Consider the following 17,465-nt stretch of genomic DNA (forward strand, 5'->3'; position numbering starts at 1 on the left):
GTCACTTAAATTGTAAATAAACATGGCTTACTCAAATACCGCCGAGCAGCTTGAAGTAGCATCAAGCGTCTCTGTGTCTGACGAGTTTCAAATACTCACTGACATCTACAACGAAAACATCAATATTGCGATTTGGGAACACACTTTATCTTCTGACATTTTAAAAGAGTCGCAAAACATCATCGAAAACGCGCCAAGCCTTCAAGAAGTAATAGCTGCTGAACCTGAAAATGCATTTGAACAATTAAGCGGCAGCCATCGTGCCTTGAAAGCAAGTCCAGCTTTGTGTGATCACATCGCAATTCTAGTCGATATGTTTTGTACGTTGTTTGAAGCCAAACGCGCTGGTGTGCGTTTATCGGTTTTAGACAAAGCAATGTGCCCAAAATTTCATGTCGACAAAATCCCTTGTCGCTTAGTCACCACTTTTGAAGGCGTGGCCACAGAATGGCTACTCAACGAACATGTTGATCGCTCAAAGCTCGGTGCGGGCAGCCAAGGTCTTGATGACGAGCATTCAGGTATTATGACTGTGCAAAATGCCATTCAAACACTTGAAGCCGGCGATGTAGCCTTACTAAAAGGCGAAGGTTGGGCTGGTAATGAAGGTAAAGGCTTAGTTCACCGCTCCCCGGGTTTAGCTGAAGGTAAAAAACGTTTGTTGCTGACGCTCGATTTGATTGATTAACCTCACTTTTACTTTCTAAAACCCCTTTTAATCTGAGCTTTGCAGCCATTCAAATTGCAAAGCTCTCATTTATATACTCGTTCTATTTTTACCCACATTAAAATTTAACTATACCTTTCATAGATTTATTCAAAGTTATTATTTGCTGTCGTATAAATTGCGGGTATTCTTCGTTAAGTATTCGTAATCAATTTCACGTTTTTAAGTGATGCTATTAGCGTACATTCACAAAGGTCTACAGCGTTATGAAAGTAAATGCCGATTTAATTATTGAGCTCAGACAAAAACAGTGTTGGTCTCAAGATGAGCTAGCCATTGCAGCAGGGTTAAACTTACGAACAATTCAAAGAATTGAAAAAGAGTATACGGCCTCATTGCAATCTAAAAAGGCCATCGCATCGGCGTTAAACATTAACTTTGCAGATCTGGACTACGAGGAAACGTCCATGAAAAAGCAATACGAATATAAAACACTCGAAATAGAAAATAACGAAGGTTTTTTGGCTGGCTTCAAAAAGGCAAAGCTACCTGATTTACAGACGATATTGAATCAAGAAGGACAAGATGGTTGGCTGCTCGTTCAAATACTCACGCCTGAACTCGCACAAAACGCATTAGTTGGAAAAACCGGAAACTTACTTGCTATCTTCCAGCGAGAAATCACTCACTGATAAAATAACTGAGGCGCAAAGAAGCGCCTCATGAGCTTAACTAACTCTCAGCTTTATCAGAAGTAATAACCCACGTTAATATTCAACCTTCTTTCAAAATCGTCACTGTTGCCAGCAATCGAGCCGCCAACAAAAGGCTGGTTTTTCGCATGCACCAAGTCAACATACGTAAACAACGCCCCAGCTGATATCGACATACCAGTAATGTTCATCCAAGTATTGGCAGTATCATCTGATTTGTTATAAACGGTGCCAAAATCGTTATAGAAACTCAGTTGAGAAATAGGGCCAATATCTACCGATAAATCATAAGACACAGCAAGATTAGTGCTGGTCGCCTCACTGGCAATGGTGTCATACATGGAGTTAGCACCCACAACAATTTGTGTCACATTGTCTATGTGATATTGATACTGAGTATGTTGTAAATGCACGCGCCATTGACCAATATGCGTCGAAGCATGCAGCGCCCAAGCAGTATGGTCGCCTATACGACTCACGCCATCATGCAAACCGCCATCGAGCGCTGAAAAACCCACATGCGTTGTGCCAAATTGATGTTCAAGTTGATAAGTATAACGACCCACTAGCGTGTTATATTCAGCTAAAGTCGTTGTTGGCGCATCATGGATGTTTTCATCACGTAGCCTGATCCCTAATGCATCGACTGAATAGCGATCTTTACGCTCTTCAGCACCGCCATCAACGCCACCATGTTCGTCGTTTTTGAAAAATGCGATGTCTAATACGCTATTTTCGGTTGCCTTATGTTTTAATACCAGTCCTAGGTCATAATCTTCTTGCAAGCCAATGAAGTAATTAGGACTCATAAAGTAACTATGAAAGCCACTATGTGGTGCATTGCCAAATGGCACTGGCGCTAAGCCCAGTTGCCCATGCCAGTCATCACTGAAGTCGTAATCTAGATATGCAAATTTAACCACACGCATATAATCTAAGAAGCGGATCTCTGCATTTACACCGATGTCTGCAATGTCACCTGAGAAATTCAAGCGCACTAAATCAAAGTCGATGTCGCCGCCACGCTTTTCATTGTCATCGTCATACGACACCATGTTGTAGTTAAATCGAATAGCACCACCGACATGAATATCTGGGGCAGCATTTACCACCACCTCTTTGCTGTTATGCGCTTTGATCTGTTTTACTTGCTGCTCTAGCACAGTGATTTGTTGCTCTAACTTTTCAAGCTCAGTATTAGCTGTATTGCCTGCAGCCTCAACAGAAGGTGATACGAATAATGACGACATCATAGAGGCGCTAGAAAGTGCCATCGCACAAGCCAACAAACGAGGTGAAAAAAGAGACATAAAAGCGAATTTCCGAGGTGAGAGTAATAAAATTCGCGCAAGCCTAGCCTACTCTTTTTGTGTATTCAAATTAGGGAAAATTGCAAAACTGCTAGTGATGTAAGCGAAGAATTTAAAGGCTGTTTAAACTCGTAAACAATGTAAATGATAAGAAAATTTGTGCTGTTTAGCACCGCTACACAAGAAGATAAGAAACCAAGGTTATACAATTAAATACACTAAAATTCATGGGCTTGATATCTTCTTTTACGTAATCGATCATCAAGCGTAAATTCTCTGTAACTTTAACTGCTTTAAAAGCTCAATTTTCAGACGTTTAAACCCAAGTTAACTGTTTGCTCAATGTTTAATCAAAAATATAAAAAAGAGCGCCGCAGCGCTCATAATTGTACTCAATTTTATGAATTAGAAAGCATACGTTACTTTTAATTTCACATTGCGTTCGTCCCCAGGCATACCGCCTAAGAACATAGCCTTGTTGTAATACACTTTGTTGAATAAATTGTAGATATTCGCTTGGATTTTCCAGTTGTCGTTGCTGTAACTGACACCTGCATCAAATACGCTATAGCTTGGTACATACCCGTCAGGAATACCGAATGAAGTCGAGTGCGTGCTGCGGTTATCAACATACTTGTGACCTAAACTGAAGTTCATTGCCTCAGCGAGATCAAACAGTTCTTTTGAGTAAGTAACCCAGCTCCCTACCGTCACATAAGGCACACCTTTTTGACGTGTATCGAATGAATCGCGGTTTGGATCTTTCTTATCACGAGCATCTTGATAGACCGCATTAAAGTTAAGCTTCCACTCATCAGTCAATACTGCGTTAAGGTCAAGTTCTACACCTTTAGTTTGCTCTTTTCCATCAAAGTAGCTCTTTGGCACGCTTGAAGCTGACACACCCTCTTCATAATCCGGGTTTGCATACTCTAAATTAGTACGGCTGCTTTCAAAAACGATGAATGAAGCGACAAGTTGATCATCAAATGCTTTTACACGTAAGCCGATATCGTTTGAAACTGACTCTGAATCTTCACGGTCATTCTCATTACCATAAATAGTTCCCAGTACACTGTATGCCGTGCGACCTTTGGCATGGTTAACAAACATAGATACATCATCTGTAAACTTATAGCTCGCACCTAAGTTAAACGTTAAGCCGCTATCTGAGGTATCTTGCTCTGGCGTTGGCTCTGCAGCACTTGCGCGGTATCTGGCATCTACACCAAAGTGCTCATAATTTTGCTTGATACGGTTATACGCCACGCCTACTCGCGTTGTAATGCCATTTTCAAAATAAGCAACATGCTGTGCGCCTAAGCCCCACGCATTCACTGTTTTATTGTAATCACTGGTTTTTAACGGATCGTGATCTTCAAAACTGCCGGTTGCCCAGTTCGGATTACGGATATCAAAAATGTAAGGTAATTTACCTTGGTAAATCACGTCACCCTCTTTGTTTTTAATGACTTTATCAGCATCATAAATTGAGTATTGCTTAAAGCGGATATCACGATCTTCGTAGTTTGCGTTGACTAAAAATTCATTATCAACATTGCCTAACGTAAAGTCATAGCGAAGATCGGCAAAGTACTGCCAAGATTGCTCTTCGGCTTCTACTTTACGATATTCTTGACGACGGGCAGCATAAGGATAAAGTACATCATCAACCACTAAAGGTGCACGCGGATCAGCATTGATGGTGCCACGACGGTTCCAGTATACATAGTTATACGCACCGGTTTGGCGGGCAAAGCCAGAATCATAGTTACGGAATTGCAGTTGGTGGTTTAACGTTAAGTCATTAGTGAAAGCAATATTGTGCGTCAGTTTTACACGTAACTCTTCGCCTTCATTGTCTTTTGCCATTGGCGAAATAATACCGTTATGGCCGAATGTATAAGGCGTTAAACCATCATTGGCTGCCAAAGAGTTTGCAAGCTGTTGACGCTGAGCATCCGATAATTGCACACCTTTGCCTGCAGGATCATTAATTAAATCTTGCCAGTTCGCTTCACCTGCGGTTTTGCCATCAACAGATTCGGCATTATAAATTCGAATTGGGTGACCAATTGAGTCAACCGCAATGGCATCTTTGATATATGCCGTTGAAAGCATAATGTCTTGCGCATCACTGAGCACATATTTAAAGCTGACATACGCTTCGTCTCTGTCATTGCTTAAATCACGGTAGCCATCACTTCGCTGCGTTTTAACCAATACACGGTACGCCAGATCATCAGTAATGCCAGCAGTTGAGTCCATTTCTACAGAGTAACTATTCCACTGACCCAACTCAGCAGTTAACCCATGCTTCGCTTCAAATTCAGGCTTTTTCTCAATCAGGTTGATCACACCACCGGCACTGCCCATACCATACAAGCCTGTTGCAGGGCCTTTTAGTACTTCAATTGACTCAACGTTGGTCAAAGATCGTGTTGGGTTAAAGGTATTGCCTAAACCTGCACCGCCATACATGCCATCGTAGGTATAGTTAGCACCTAAGCCACGCACGACTAGGTTATCACCGATGCCATAGTTGTTACCTGCTTGCGTCACACCACTGATATTACGCACAAGATCTTGCAGATTTGAAACGCCTTGTGCGTTGATAAGTTCACTGTCGACAATCACAACCGCCGCAGGTGTTTCCATCAGTGACATATCTGACTTAGTGGCTAGACCCGAGTTCATAACAACTTGGTTTTGGCGACCATAAACACTGATCACTTCAATGTCAGAGCTGTCGGTTGCCGAGTTATTATTTGCATCTGCTTTTGCTTGCGCATAAGTGAAAGGTGAGACCGCACAAGCGGCTGCGATGAGAGATAAGCTAAATTTTTTCATTTTTGGAATATGTGCTCTAGTTTCAAATCGCGCAAACTCTAAATAAAAATAATTATCATTGCAATGATCATTATTAAAATATTTTTATTCGCTCAATCCTTAACCGAATGTGTGATCTTTATGTTTCTAAAAACCCCGAAACAGCAACAAAGATCGAAACAAACTCTTCCAGTTCATTAACTTAAAAGACGGTTTACGCTTCCTTAAGAAATTTAAGTTTTTCTTAAGGTTCGAGATTTAGAGTAATACCAATCCTCTTAATTAAGTTATCTATTTTGAGGCAAGGAAAACTGGTCGATGGCAAGGCGAAAATTTTGCTATTTAGTTGTTCTAAATAAGAAATTTTTAACGAAGCAAGCGTCAGTTTTAATCCCTCAAAATGATTAAAGTATTATTGAGGATTGGTATCAAACTATTCCAAATCAAGAGAGTTTTGCCATGTTAGCTAAGAGCATTGAATTTTATAAAACCGCTACGGCGTTTTTGCCTCGCTATCAACTGCTACGTAATGATGGCTCGGCTCCACAAGTGTGTGAGTTTATTGAAGCTGGATATAAAGACCGTTTTGATGCCTCAATCAAAGTCTCTATGCCCTACATTCTGCGTTTAAGCTTTTTATCAAAGCAAGCCGCTATGGGCGTTCGCAGTGCTAACTCGCCGCTATTCATCGAACAGTATCTTGATAAGCCAATAGAAGACTATACGCAGCAATATTTTACTTTTAACGACAGAAGTAAAATCGTCGAATACGGCAGCTTGTACAGCAATGGCCATAAGCTTGCGACCCCTCTTTTCATGTTAAGCACCCTAGCGTTAATGAAAAGCGGCGTACAAGCCTTGGCGTTTTGCGCCACCCAAGGCGTTGCCAATATCTTAAAAGGCTATGGCTTAACATTAACTCATTTAGCCAAAGCCGATCCAAGCAAGCTTACAGCCTCAAACAATGACTGGGGTCGTTATTACGATACCAAGCCGCAAGTGTACTTATTGAGCTTGCCGCAAGTCGCCCATGTGGTGAGTAACACCCCGAAATACGCGCAAATGTTCAAACTGATCAGCCCTTCAATCAACAAACTGGCTGCGCAAATCTCTAAGGAAGCACTATGTTAAACACCACTTCAAACACGCCTTTTGCTTCGCTTTTAACTGCGCTGCGTGCACACCCTGCCAATGACATTGCCGTGATAGCTTCTGAGCAAAGTCTGACTTATGCAGAGCTGGTTAGCCACATTATTGCTTTTAGCCGCCAGCTCGACAGTGCCAAAATTAGCGCCTTTGCGCTGCAAAGTAGTAATAGGCTAGCTTGGTTGATTGCGGATTTAGCAGCCCATTGTAGCGATAGATTAATTGTGCCTGTGCCCGACTTTTTTACCGAGCTACAAAAACAACATTTGTTTGAATCGAGTCAAATTAAGCATTTACTCACCGACGAGGCTGCACTACAGAACAAGCCTTTTGCGTACGATTTTAATGTTTTATCTATAGAAACTATGGGTGAGATCAACTGCCCAACAGGCACGCAAAAAATCACTTTTACGTCGGGTTCAACAGGCTCTCCTAAAGGCGTGTGTTTAAGTAAAGAAAATCAACTGAACGTGGCACAAAGTTTAGCGACCACCATTAATGCTGCGACGGCTCTCAATAATTCGAGCAACAGCGATAAAGCAAAACACTTATGTTTACTGCCCTTTAGCACCTTGCTTGAGAATATTGCGGGCATTTATGCCGTGCTGCTCAGTGGCGGTACTGTGGTCATTGCCAGCGACGAACAAAGAGGCTTCAAAGGCAGTAAACTTGTCAATCCACACGCATTACTGGGCGCTATTTCAAGCACTCAACCTAATACCTTAATTTTAGTACCTGAGTTGCTAAAACTGCTGGTAACCGCAAGTAAGCAAGGTTGGCAAGCACCAAGCAGCCTGACTTTTATTGCTGTTGGCGGCGCGAAAGTGGATGGGCAATTAATTTCGCAAGCTCACGCCCTTGGCCTACCGGTTTATCAAGGCTACGGCTTGTCTGAGGCAGGCTCTGTAGTTGCCCTCAATACGCACATTATTGAGGGCAATAATGCTGCGGGCGAACTACTTGCGCACAGCAACGTGAGCATTGAAAACGGCGAAGTGATTATTCACAGCAACTTATTCTTAGGCTATCTCGGTGAGCCTGAGTCTTGGTATCCAACACGTTTCTCAACTGGCGATCTGGGCGAGCTTAACGGTAATTCGCTACAGCTATCGGGTCGTCGTAAAAACCTCATTATTAACGCCTTTGGCAGAAACATTTCACCCGAATGGCCTGAGTCACTGCTCGATGCCACAGGCGCATTTATGCAAGTTGTGGTACTCGGCGACGGCTATCCGGCACTGACTGCAGTGGCATATCCGTTTGCGCCACTAAGCGATGAGCAACTGCAAGGTTGTTTGGCACTGGTGAATCAACAACTGCCCGATTACGCAAAAATCGCACACATCTTTGTGCTTTCGAGCCCAATCAGCGCTATCAATGGCTGCACCACAGCCAACGGCAAATTTATTCGCTCCGCCATTGAACACGCATTTAAACAACATTTAGACACTTATTTTAATCAAGCAGCCCACTTTGCTCACCCGCAATTGGATGCAACTGCAAAGCTTGCTTAGGAGAATACTTATGAGCTTTTTTAAACAACTGGTTTTAGAAACAGAACAAGAACGCGCTTACTTACTGGGTTCTCCAATTATTGCCCGCTGTTTTGAAGGTGATATTGAACTAAACGACTACGTGAACTTTTTAACCGAGGCCTATCATCACGTAAAACACACAGTGCCTTTACTGATGACCCTTGGTGGCAAACTTACTGAGCAACAAGAGTGGCTGCGCGAAGCAGTTGCAGAATACATTGAAGAAGAGCTTGGTCATCAAGAATGGATTTTAAACGACATTGCAGCCTGCGGTTTTGACAAAGAAGCAACTCGTCGCTCTGAGCCTTTACTACAAACTGAGCTGATGGTTTCTTACGCCTACGATTTAATTACTCGTATCGAGCCCGTGGCCTTCTTCGGCATGGTGCATGTGTTAGAAGGCACCAGTGTCACTATCGCCGATATGGCCGCTGCAAAAATTAAAGAAACCCTAAATTTACCGAATGCTGCATTTAGCTACTTACGCTCGCATGGCTCACTGGACCAAGAGCATGTGAAGTTTTTCGAAAACTTAATGAATAAAATTGACTGCCCGAAACAGCAGCAAGCCATTATTCGCAGTGCAAAACGTTTTTACGTGCTGTATGGCAATATTTTTAGAGCATTAGACCTACCAAAACAAGGAGCTGCTGCATGAGTACAACACACCCTTTGTGTTTGCTAAGTGGTGCCAGCGGAGGCATAGGCGAAGCCATTGCCTTAGAGCTTGCGTCCCAAGGCTACACGCTCATTTTAACGGCCAGAGATACCAGAAAGCTCACCGCTTTGAGTAATCAATTACCCGGCGAGCACTATAGCTTTAGTGCCGATTTAACTGAGCAAAGCGCTCGACACGATTTATTGTCATTCTGCGCGCAATTAGGCGAGCTCGATTTAGTGGTCAACTGTGCGGGCACATCACAATTTGGTGCCTTTGTAGAGGGCAGCTATCAAGACATTGAGCATATTTTTAATGTCAATGTCACTGCAGTGATGGCGCTTAATCAATTGCTACTACAACAAGCCAAACAACGCCCGTTAACTTTGGTGAATGTCGGCTCGGCCCTAGGTGCAATTGGGCATCCTGGTTATGTGAATTATTGCGCCAGTAAGTTTGCCCTGCGCGGCTTTACAGAAGCCTTAGCGCGGGAATATTCAGGCTCAAATAAACGCATTAAATACCTTGCGCCTCGCGCCACAAAAACCGCGATTAACTCGCAACAAGTCAACGACATGAACAGCGCTCTTGGCAATCAAGTCGATGAGCCTGAAGTGGTCGCTAAAGCCTTAGTAGCACTGATTAACTCAAATAAACGCCGCTTAACCTTGGGCTGGCCCGAGCGCTTATTTGTACGATTAAACGGCGCACTACCGGAAGTCGTTGATAATGCACTTGGCAAAAAACTGAAAAAAATTAAAACCTTCTTTCAACCTAGTTTGGAGAAACTATCATGAACTTATTCTGTAAATTATCAGTAGCGACACTATTTTGTTCTGCATTAAGCCTGCAAACAAGCGTTGTAAGCGCCCAAGAAAACAGCTTAAACGCCATTCAAAAGCAATGGGTACATGTGAACTATCAACTTGAAGATGACGCCCAACTTGACGCCTACAAAGCGTTAATTAAAGACACCGAAGCCTTTAAAGCGGCAGAGCCAAATAATGTCGATGCGCTGATTTGGTACGGTATCGTGCAATCAAGTTATGCCGTAGCAAAAGGCGGTTTAGGTGCTTTAAAGCATGCTGAAAATGCCAAAGACGCATTCGAGCAAGCTCTTAAAATGAACCCGAATGCGCTATCTGGCTCAGCCTATACCAGCTTAGGCACCCTCTTTCACAAAGTACCAGGTTGGCCGATTGGCTTTGGCGATGATGATAAAGCAGGCGAGTTGCTGCAAAAGGCGCTAGAATTAAACCCACAAGGTATTGATCCTAATTACTTTTACGGCGAATACCTTTATGATGAAAGAAAATACAAACAAGCAAAATTGTATTTAGAGCGCGCCAAACAAGCCCCTGCTCGTCCAATGCGACCTGTGGCGGACGAGTTCAGACACCATGAAATCGATATGCTGATGGCGAAAGTCGATAAAAAATTAAACAAAAAGAAACGCTAAATGCGATTACTCTTAATTGAAGATGATGGGCCTCTCGCAAGAGGCCTAAAAACCTCTCTAGAAACCCAAGGCTATGCGGTCGACTGGGTGGCACTTGGCAAACTCGGCATTGAGTCAGCTGCTCGGATTGATTACCAATTGGTGATCCTTGATTTAGGCTTGCCCGATCTCGATGGCCTTGAAGTACTCACTAAGCTCAAAACGCACAATGCCACATTACCTGTGCTTATTCTTACCGCACGCAATGATATTAACAGTAAAGTTACAGGCCTTGACCAAGGCGCCGATGATTACCTTGCCAAGCCTTTTGATGTTGCTGAACTTATGGCGCGTTTGCGAGTGTTAGAGCGCCGCAATGGCACCAATACGCAAACCAATATCGTGGTCAACAATGTGGTGTTAAATACGCAAAACAACCAACTTATTGTTGATGGCAACGAAGTCAGCTTATCGCGCAAAGAATACATGGTGCTGCGCGCATTGATGGAAAATTTAAATCGTATTCAGTCAAAGTCGAGCCTGGAAGAAAAGCTCTATAATTGGGGTGAAGATGTTAGCTCAAATACCATTGAAGTATACATCAGCAACTTGCGTAAACGCGTCCCCAAAGACTTTATTAAAACCATTCGTGGTGTGGGTTATATAATTAAAAATTGATGTCGATTCAAAAACAGTTACTCAAACTCATTCTCGCCATGGTTGTGTTGGCGACTTTTTTCGCCGCCTTGCAGAGTTATCAGCAAAGCGACCGCGAGCTTGAGCGCATTTTTGATAATCAATTGGCACAATTTACCCACACATTGGTTGCCTTAACACACAACAAATCGCCCATTGAAGACAACCAGCATGTTTTTCAAATTCGTTACGCTGATGGTCGTTTGGTACAAAGCCAAGCTTTAATAAAAGCAGCCAAACGTTTACCTCGCCCTTTTCAAGCTCATGCTATGCAAAGTCAGTCGCAACACTTTGATACGTTACAGCTTAAGCGCTCAGAAGCGAGTCAATTTTCCGAAGCTGGATTTTGGGGGCAACGCTGGCGTTTATATGAAAAACACAATGATGCGTATTCGGTGCTTGTTGCCGAGCCAATTCAGCAGCGCATCGACGCTTCTGAAAACTTATTGCTAAGTAGTATCTTGCCTATTGTGTTGACCATTCCCGTCATTGGTTTATTTATTTTTTATATTATTCAAAAAAGCGTGCAACCCGTTGCCGATTTAGGCATGGCACTCAAACAAAAAAGTCACCGTGATTTAAGCCCACTTAACACCGAGCAAGTGCCGCAAGAGCTGCAATTGGTGACAGACAAAGTCAATGATCTCATGGCACGCCTTGATAGCGCCTTTGACCGCGAAAAACGCTTAACCGCCAATATTGCCCACGAGCTTCGTACCCCCATTAGCGTGCTTACCATCACCAGCCATAACTTGTTACAGCAGATCAAAACGACACATATTAGCGAGTCACAACTGCTCGAGCTCAAAGCCCAAGTTGCCAGAATGGCGCAAGTGGTTGAGCAAATCATAGCGCTATCGCGTTACACCCCTGAGCATTTTGAACAAAGCTTAACGGCCGTTGATTTAACTGCCCTGTTGCAAGAGTTGATTGGTCAACGCTACGAGCAAATCGCCGACAACGAGCAAGATATAAGCCTCGACGCCGATAATATTACTGTGTTAGGGGAGCAATTTGCACTTACCACCCTATTCGACAATCTTTTAAAAAATGCCATTAAATATGCGGGCAAAGGACAAACTATTGTGATGCAAACCGTTGCAGCACCGAGCGGATTCATTGGCATCGAAGTGAGCGACTCAGGCCCAGGCGTAAAATCCGATACCCTGGCTAAACTGACCACACCGTTTTATCGTGACGACACCAATAAACATCAAGCAAAAGGCTCAGGGCTCGGTTTGGCCATAGTGCAACACATTGTCACGCTTTTAAATGGTGAGCTCAAAATCGCCCAAAGTGCTCTTGGAGGCTTAGGCGTCACCATTTACTTACCGGTTGCAAAACCCGAGCAAGCTAGCCAAGGAGCGAAAATATGAGTTTACGCCCACTTTGGCTGAGTTTATTGCTGGTATGTAGCTTTTCGAGTGTTGCCAAGCTTGAAGCGTTTTATATTGAACTGAAAGATCATATTTTTGTGCCCGAGCGCATCGAGCTGCCCGCCAATAAAAAAGTTAAATTGATCATACTCAATCGCGATACGACCGCAGAAGAATTTGATAGCTTCGACTTAAACCGTGAAAAAGTCTTGTTTCCGAATCGCAAAGCCGTGATTTTTGTCGGCCCTTTGAAGCCCGGTGAATACGAATTTTTTGGCGAATTTAACCCCGACTCTGCCAGAGGGTTTGTAGTTGTGAAGGAGCCAAGAGATGTTCATTAATACCGTGATTATCTTTTTGCGCGACTTACTGCCCATTTTTATTTTATTCACTTATGTACAAAACACCTTTGCACCGCAGTATTCCCTGAAACAATTAGGCGCATTGTCTGTCGGTGCTTTACTGGGCATGTTCGCCTTCGTCGCCAGCTCTGCAAACATCAGTGAATGGTTCGATGGCATTGGCTTAGAGCTCAGTCAAAGTGCCTTACTATTAATCAGTATATTGGCATTGCTCGTTGCCGCACACTTTAAAAAATGGCCATTGCTCAGCTTATCTATTGCCTTATGCAGCTTTGCAATTTTAAAACTTGCGAGCTTTTACGTGTATTTTTTAACCGCATGGCAAGGTCATGGCTCATTGCAAGTTTTACTAGTTGCAGGGTGTGTCGGCTTTGGTATTTCGCTCAGCTTTGCAGTGCTTTGGTCATTCTTTCTAAACGAACTTAGCAGCCGATTTGGCCAATTCATTAACTCGCTCGCATTTGCCAGCTTTGTCGCAGGACATAGCGCACAAATTAGCGATAACCTTGCGCAAGTCGATGTACTCGGTGCGGGAGAAACCTTGTTCGATATTTCCCATATCGTCGCTGACAAATCAGAGTACGGTCATTTACTCAGCGCCTTATTTGGCTTTGAAGCAGCGCCCACCAGCGGCTTTGCTTTGTTTTATCTAATCATTATTGCTTTGTGTTTTACTGCGTTTAGCAGACACAAAACTCATTTTACTAAGGAGCCAGCACGATGAATAAATCATTGCTCGGTTTTTTATTACTACTGGCTGTCACTTGGTTTACACCTTTTGCGCACGCCGATGGTTTGGTCGTCGATAAGGTATATCACCCCTATGTGCTGGCCAACGAAAAAGAGTTTGAATGGCGCATTATGTCGAGCCAAACGGAAAATAAAAACCGCCTAGGTCAGCGCTTTGGGTATGGACAGTCATTTGCTGAAAACAAAATGTTGGAGCTCTATGTCATTGGCGAGCGTGACCAAGATGATAACTTTGGCGTTACCGGCTACGAGCTCGAAATGCGCTGGATGCTCACAGAGCAAGGTCAATACAGTGCTGATTGGGGGGCTATTTTTGAATTTGAAAAGCACAATGGCGAAGATAACTTTGAAGCCACTTCTGGCATCGCTGTTGAAAAGGAGTTTGGTAAGCTCAGTGCAACTTTAAATGCCTTTTTAATTTATGAATGGGGCAACAGCATAGAAAACGAGTTTGAAACCGAATTCAGAGCCAAATTCAGATATCGCTATATGAGCGTGCTACAACCTTCAATCGAAATCTATTTAGGCGAAGATTTTGTCGGTATTGGCCCAGGCTTTATGGGCACTTACCGCTTCGAAGGGCAAAAACAACTGAAGTGGGAGGCAGGTTTTATCAGTGAAATTTCACACTCAGGAAAAGATCATACTCTCAGATTTGCACTGGAGTATGAGTTTTAAGCCAAAGGAACCAGGTATTGACTAAAAATTACATTCAATGGCTTTTTTTAGCCATGGCCTTGTTTCAATGGCCAATGATTTTGTTTCTAAAACTTTTCCAGGTAAGAGCGCGACTTCTATCTCGAGCGGCTTAGCAATATACTTTTGTAAAAGCCTTTGAAGTCCTGCCTCATCAATACTTTCAAATCTCTGTTTTAAGGTATCCCTTTGCTCTTTAGTATGCTTATGCCTACTGAATTGAGCTTCGCTGAAAGCATTTACCCATGAAAAATAGGCATTTTTAGTATTACTATTGTATTTGTCGACTAATTCTTTAACTCTAGGCAATGCACGGTTATACATGTCATGATCTTCTAAAAGAGCAAAAGTAAATAATAAATTTATACCCGAATTTAACTCCCCGCTTTCATATTGGCTGATCTGAAAATTACGATACGCCGCTATAAAAAAACGATTCGCCTTTGTCACTTCGTTAAACTCAAGTGCCATGACACCCAAATTATTATTTAAGATCGCAATAGCCTTTTTATTATTGACCTGTTCCGCTAATTCGAGCGTACGTTGAAAATAGTCTCGTGCTTGACTGTTTTTCGCATAATGGCGAGCTATACCTCCTAAGCTATTGAGTGTTTTCATTTTGTCTGTCGACTTATTAGCACTTCTTAAAGCACAAAGTAGCACTCCTTCAGATTGAGAATAAAAACCACCTCGTCTCAACCACACCCCGAGGTTATAAAGAATATTGAAACGCCTTTCTTGGAAAGCTTTTTCATCTACACGACTGAAGAGGGATGCAAAAGAAGGCTCGGACGATTGATGTTCGTGCAGTAATAAAGACGCCAGTACCGTTATATGATGGTACTCGATAATTAAGTCATCACTTTTTAGTTTTGCCGGATCTATTTTTTGAAGTAAAAGTAATGTTTTTTGAGGGTCTGAATTCAGAAAATACGCCGCTTCATTTATGCGATATTCATCATCTTGAACTGCTTTTTCTGCAGAAACAGGTGAAAAAAAGACACTCAAGAAGAGAATTAAAACAAAGCGGGTGATAGTCATAATAATATCTTTATAAGATGAACCATCTCTATCATAAATAATTTTATAATGACTATAGCAGTTAAATTGTAAACATATGTTAAATTTAGAATTTACACTTAACTTTGTATTTTTTTATTCCAAATTATCACATTAGCAAATGAAACTTTTGCAATAATTTCAAAAATACAACAAGTGCAAAAAATACATAATCAAGTTCAAATCACTCTTCATTTACTGAAATAATCAACGAACTCTCTCAAATTAACAACTAAAAATTGTGTTGTAAATTTAACCACTTAGATCTATTGTTATTAATGCATTATTTTTGTTTTTAAATAGAAAGGAATTAACATGAAAAAAACAGCAATAATTTTAGCAACATTACTCACTTCAGCATGTGCCTCTCAGCCTTGGTCAGAAGTATCAGGTAACTTAGATCAAACAGCCAAGAAAAACCTTTATAGTGCTAACATCATTGGAGTGAATGGCGAGTCAAACGTCAGCCAGCTTAATAGACGAACTGTTGAACCGGGTAAAGTTCAATTGCGCTTATCTACAACTAAGCCGAGCCTAACAGTCGGTAATGCAATTGCACAATATAACACCAAAACTGTCGAATTAACGCTTGAACCTTGTGTTCGATATTACGTAGTCGCCGAACACACAAATAGCTCAAGTTTCAACAAGAAAGAGTGGCAACCGCTAGTTTTAAAAAAGCAGCCAATTAAAAGCTGTCAAAAACTGCTAAACAAGAAGCCTGAAGAATTAACGTCAGACTTAAAACTTTCTATTTAATGGTTTTAGCCCCGTGACTGTTTTACGGGGCTAAAAACGATTTTAGATATTATCTTTTATCAACCTCAATTTCGCCATCTTTCACGACAAAACTGACTTGCTCCATCACTGAAATATTCTCTAACGGGTTACCTTTAACGGCGATAAAATCGGCATACTTGCCAACCTCTAACGAACCGAGTGACTGCTCTTGTTTAAGCAAAGTAGCTGGCGTAATAGTCGCCGCCTGTAAAGCTTGCAACTCGGTCATACCAAATTTCACCATACGACTAAACTGTTTACCGTTATCACCATGAGGATAAACCCCCGCATCTGAGCCAAACACCATTTTTACGCCCGCTTTAACCGCTTTGCCAAAACTTGCTCGTTGCTTAGCACCTACAACACGCTCTTTGTTTAAGCTTTCTTCTAAGATACCGGCTTTCTCGCCTTCACCTAAAATATACTCTGTGTTGTAAATATCCATTGAGAAATAAGTGCCGTGTTTTTTGGCAAGCATAATAGCTTCATCATCTAAGAAGCTCACATGCTCTACTGAATCTACGCCCGCTTTGATTGCTGATTTTATACCCTCAGTACCATGAGCATGAGCGGCAACGGTTAAGCCACGTAAATGTGCCTCAGAAACAATAGCGTCCATCTCTTCTTGAGTATATTGCTGGGCACCCACTTTAGTGCCTTTAGAAAGTACACCACCAGTTGCACAATACTTAATCACATCGACACCAAATTTAATGTTTTCACGCACTTTGGCACGCACCGCCCAAGGGCCATCAGCAACCCCTTTAGCTGTTACGGCATGTTCATGGGTCAATAAATTATTATCACAATGCCCACCAGTTACACCCAGCGATGGGCCTGAGGCAAAAATACGCGGTCCTGGCACATCACCATCATAAATTGCTTGTTTTAATGCAATATCTGAATAACCCACAGCACCTAAGTTACGCACAGAGGTAAAACCAGCCTCTAAAGTTCGTTTTGCATTACGAACACCCGTAATTGCAGCACGCTGCGAAGTACGTTGTAACCGTTTATAACCATGAACTTGAGAATCACTGGTTAAGTGAACATGCATGTCGAATAACCCTGGTAACAATGTATGTCCCGGTAATTCAATGACTTTATAATCACCCGATACTTTTGAATGACCGCGTTTAATTTCAGAAATTTTATTGTCATCAACCACAAGCGTAACAGGCTTTATAAGCTTGCCTGTTTTAACATCGAGTGCCGCGTCGGCATGAATAATTAAGTCTTCAGCTAATGCTGACATACTCGCTGTAACAGCGAAAATGCTTAACGCAATTGAGGTGAGTTTCATCAGGAGCCCTTGTTGTTTTAAGTGTTGTTTGTTTTCACAAATCCTATTAATTCATAAAGTCTTTGTTAATGCGAGCTTTTGCGATTTTTATAAAACCATTAACTTATATTAATTTAAGGTACAAAAATTTCTAATTTAGCCACAAAA

17 protein-coding genes are annotated in these 17,465 nt (G+C 42.2%); 13 read left to right on the forward strand and 4 right to left on the reverse strand.

All coding sequences use genetic code 11. The features are described 5' to 3' along the window. Positions 1–22: 22 nt before the first annotated feature. Together AC1HJP_RS03940 and AC1HJP_RS03945 are read left to right on the forward strand one after the other, a co-directional pair. Positions 23–688, forward strand: a complete 666-nt coding sequence (locus AC1HJP_RS03940) for a DUF1826 domain-containing protein (protein WP_480360471.1) — start codon at positions 23–25, stop codon at positions 686–688. A gap of 245 nt (positions 689–933) precedes the next feature. Beyond that, a complete protein-coding gene (locus AC1HJP_RS03945; protein WP_480360472.1) occupies positions 934–1,359 on the forward strand; it encodes a DUF4177 domain-containing protein in 426 nt (141 codons plus the stop codon). 56 nt (positions 1,360–1,415) lie between these two features. Here AC1HJP_RS03945 and AC1HJP_RS03950 read toward each other — a convergent pair whose 3' ends face one another. Together AC1HJP_RS03950 and AC1HJP_RS03955 are read right to left on the reverse strand one after the other, a co-directional pair. Then, positions 1,416–2,690 carry a carbohydrate porin gene (locus AC1HJP_RS03950; protein WP_480360473.1) on the reverse strand — a complete coding sequence of 425 codons (1,275 nt, stop codon included), beginning with the start codon at positions 2,688–2,690 and terminating at the stop codon, positions 1,416–1,418. A 405-nt stretch (positions 2,691–3,095) separates the two neighbouring features. Continuing rightward, positions 3,096–5,540 (reverse strand): TonB-dependent receptor, encoded by a 2,445-nt coding sequence (locus AC1HJP_RS03955; RefSeq protein WP_480360474.1) that lies wholly within the window; start codon positions 5,538–5,540, stop codon positions 3,096–3,098. Between the two features lie 438 nt (positions 5,541–5,978). Between AC1HJP_RS03955 and AC1HJP_RS03960 the strand changes: the two genes are divergently transcribed. Genes AC1HJP_RS03960 through AC1HJP_RS04005 form a run of 10 tightly spaced genes read left to right on the forward strand, consistent with a single transcriptional unit; the run spans position 5,979 to position 14,158 of the window. Continuing rightward, positions 5,979–6,650 carry a thermostable hemolysin gene (locus AC1HJP_RS03960; RefSeq protein ID WP_480360475.1) on the forward strand — a complete coding sequence of 224 codons (672 nt, stop codon included), beginning with the start codon at positions 5,979–5,981 and terminating at the stop codon, positions 6,648–6,650. Then, positions 6,644–8,179 carry an AMP-binding protein gene (locus AC1HJP_RS03965; RefSeq protein ID WP_480360476.1) on the forward strand — a complete coding sequence of 512 codons (1,536 nt, stop codon included), beginning with the start codon at positions 6,644–6,646 and terminating at the stop codon, positions 8,177–8,179. The genes AC1HJP_RS03960 and AC1HJP_RS03965 overlap by 7 nt, the downstream gene beginning before the upstream one ends. Before the next feature lie 10 nt (positions 8,180–8,189). After that, a complete protein-coding gene (locus AC1HJP_RS03970) occupies positions 8,190–8,858 on the forward strand; it encodes an iron-containing redox enzyme family protein (RefSeq protein ID WP_480360477.1) in 669 nt (222 codons plus the stop codon). Beyond that, on the forward strand, positions 8,855–9,655 hold the full coding sequence (locus AC1HJP_RS03975; RefSeq protein ID WP_480360478.1) for an SDR family oxidoreductase: 801 nt from the start codon (positions 8,855–8,857) through the stop codon (positions 9,653–9,655). The genes AC1HJP_RS03970 and AC1HJP_RS03975 overlap by 4 nt, the downstream gene beginning before the upstream one ends. Beyond that, positions 9,652–10,317, forward strand: a complete 666-nt coding sequence (locus AC1HJP_RS03980) for a tetratricopeptide repeat protein (protein ID WP_480360479.1) — start codon at positions 9,652–9,654, stop codon at positions 10,315–10,317. Before AC1HJP_RS03975 ends, AC1HJP_RS03980 begins: the two co-directional genes overlap by 4 nt. Then, positions 10,318–10,974 (forward strand): response regulator, encoded by a 657-nt coding sequence (locus AC1HJP_RS03985; protein ID WP_480360480.1) that lies wholly within the window; start codon positions 10,318–10,320, stop codon positions 10,972–10,974. Then, a complete protein-coding gene (locus AC1HJP_RS03990) occupies positions 10,974–12,368 on the forward strand; it encodes a sensor histidine kinase (protein WP_480360482.1) in 1,395 nt (464 codons plus the stop codon). The genes AC1HJP_RS03985 and AC1HJP_RS03990 overlap by 1 nt, the downstream gene beginning before the upstream one ends. Continuing rightward, positions 12,365–12,709, forward strand: a complete 345-nt coding sequence (locus AC1HJP_RS03995) for a cupredoxin domain-containing protein (protein WP_480360483.1) — start codon at positions 12,365–12,367, stop codon at positions 12,707–12,709. Before AC1HJP_RS03990 ends, AC1HJP_RS03995 begins: the two co-directional genes overlap by 4 nt. Further along, positions 12,699–13,454 (forward strand): hypothetical protein, encoded by a 756-nt coding sequence (locus tag AC1HJP_RS04000; RefSeq protein ID WP_480360484.1) that lies wholly within the window; start codon positions 12,699–12,701, stop codon positions 13,452–13,454. The genes AC1HJP_RS03995 and AC1HJP_RS04000 overlap by 11 nt, the downstream gene beginning before the upstream one ends. Further along, positions 13,451–14,158 carry a hypothetical protein gene (locus tag AC1HJP_RS04005; protein ID WP_480360485.1) on the forward strand — a complete coding sequence of 236 codons (708 nt, stop codon included), beginning with the start codon at positions 13,451–13,453 and terminating at the stop codon, positions 14,156–14,158. The genes AC1HJP_RS04000 and AC1HJP_RS04005 overlap by 4 nt, the downstream gene beginning before the upstream one ends. A gap of 21 nt (positions 14,159–14,179) precedes the next feature. On the opposite strand, the gene AC1HJP_RS04010 is transcribed toward AC1HJP_RS04005, so the two are convergent. Further along, positions 14,180–15,217, reverse strand: coding sequence for a tetratricopeptide repeat protein (locus AC1HJP_RS04010; RefSeq protein ID WP_480360486.1), 1,038 nt, complete (start codon positions 15,215–15,217; stop codon positions 14,180–14,182). Positions 15,218–15,550: 333 nt separating this feature from the next. Between AC1HJP_RS04010 and AC1HJP_RS04015 the strand changes: the two genes are divergently transcribed. Continuing rightward, positions 15,551–15,994: a hypothetical protein gene (locus AC1HJP_RS04015; RefSeq protein ID WP_480360487.1), complete on the forward strand. Its 444-nt coding sequence runs from the start codon at positions 15,551–15,553 to the stop codon at positions 15,992–15,994. A gap of 49 nt (positions 15,995–16,043) precedes the next feature. Here AC1HJP_RS04015 and AC1HJP_RS04020 read toward each other — a convergent pair whose 3' ends face one another. Next, on the reverse strand, positions 16,044–17,270 hold the full coding sequence (locus tag AC1HJP_RS04020; protein ID WP_480360630.1) for a Xaa-Pro dipeptidase: 1,227 nt from the start codon (positions 17,268–17,270) through the stop codon (positions 16,044–16,046). Between the last annotated feature and the right edge of the window lie 195 nt (positions 17,271–17,465).

The sequence above is a fragment of the Pseudoalteromonas sp. NFXS53 genome (assembly GCF_056629255.1).